Source organism: Rodentibacter trehalosifermentans, assembly GCF_002000545.1.
In the GTDB taxonomy this organism is placed as follows: Bacteria; Pseudomonadota; Gammaproteobacteria; order Enterobacterales; family Pasteurellaceae; genus Rodentibacter; species Rodentibacter trehalosifermentans.
In genome coordinates this window covers 1-1,267 of sequence record NZ_MLHL01000113.1, presented here as the reverse complement: position 1 = coordinate 1,267, position 1,267 = coordinate 1, and the positions used below count along the sequence as shown (strand labels likewise).

Sequence of the window (1,267 nt, the reverse complement as noted above, 5' to 3'; positions counted from 1 at the left end):
TTGCCTTGCCTTGCCTTGGTTGGGTGGGATTTGGGTTCGGTTTAGTCTGATGGTAAGGTGTTTTACATTTATTTAATCTAAGAGGAAATTTTATGTCTAATGCAAAAATCATTAGTGATTACTTGGATGTGGTATTCAACCAAAAGGATGTGGCAAAAGCCGAAACCTTTTGGGCGGGGGATATGATTCAACATAATCCCTCTATGCCTAATGGTTTGGATGTTTTACGCGGTTTTATCCAATCGCCTGATGCACAAGCGATGAGCTATGAACAAGGCATCATTATGGAAGACGGGGATTATGTGATGGTGCATGGTCGCTATACCGGTTGGGCGGGTAAAACCATGTTAGCCGTGGATATTTTCCGTTTGGAAAACGGCAAAGTGGTTGAACATTGGGACGTGATGCAAGAAGAAGTGCCGGCGGCACAATCAGCCAATGGGCATGCAATGTTTCCGGTCAAATAAATAAGGAGAAAAACTATGGCACAATCAAACTATCCGGCTATCGGTCACATTTATGAAGCCCGTTTTGGTGATCTCGCTTATCATCTTGATTTTAAAGCGGATGGAAAAACGATGGAATTTACCAGTATTGGTAATGCCGCACCGGTTGCTGAGCCGGTGGTGACCGTAGAATATACGGCAAAAGAAGTGGCAAGTGGCGTGTTTATGGTTTACTGGAAAGAACCAGACGGTTCAACCGTTGTTCACGTTGAAGATTTTAATCAAAATAAAGTCTTTACCAATATTACTTTACCAAATCACGACTTTTTGAATTTGGAAGGTAGTTTTAACCTAGTGCGTTAATTAAATTTGGTTGTCTGAAAATGGTTTTCAGACAACCTTTTTGACAAGTCGGATATGTGGATTCTCATCACACTCATTATTACCATTACTATTTTTTATCTTATTGGTAAGCAGCCCGCACGATTATTACAACGTGGTAAGCTAGTACGTTCACAACATATTGAAAGGGAAGGAAAAATATTCTACATCGAAGAAGTATCTTTCTCTGATTACCATCAAGCTTTACATCATTATTTTTATCTTATCCCTCAATTTTCCGACCGTAAAAATTTACTGGAAACCCAATACAGTTATTTAGATTGGACGGATACCACTTTGCGTTTTTCGAATTATACATTGCAGTTGGTAAGGCGGGTCAATCATATCCTGTTAATCAAAAGCCAAACCCCAATGAGTATTGCGGTGTTTGAGCGTTTGACACAAGGTATTTAAAAAACACGTGAAAAATTGACCGCACT

At 39.8% G+C, this 1,267-nt stretch carries 3 protein-coding genes; all 3 read left to right on the top strand.

Annotated features, from left to right (window positions below):
- The first annotated feature begins 92 nt into the window (after nt 1-92).
- From BKK52_RS13180 to BKK52_RS13170, 3 genes are read left to right on the top strand one after another with little or no spacing between them, the layout of a single operon-like run.
- Nucleotides 93-467 (top strand): nuclear transport factor 2 family protein, encoded by a 375-nt coding sequence (locus BKK52_RS13180; protein ID WP_077420411.1) that lies wholly within the window; start codon nt 93-95, stop codon nt 465-467.
- Between the two features lie 15 nt (nt 468-482).
- On the top strand, nt 483-809 hold the full coding sequence (locus BKK52_RS13175; protein ID WP_077414263.1) for a MoaF-related domain-containing protein: 327 nt from the start codon (nt 483-485) through the stop codon (nt 807-809).
- Nucleotides 810-863: 54 nt separating this feature from the next.
- The gene (locus tag BKK52_RS13170; RefSeq protein ID WP_077474803.1) at nt 864-1,241 is read left to right on the top strand and encodes a hypothetical protein; all 378 of its coding nucleotides are present in this window, start codon (nt 864-866) and stop codon (nt 1,239-1,241) included.
- Nucleotides 1,242-1,267 lie beyond the last annotated feature (26 nt).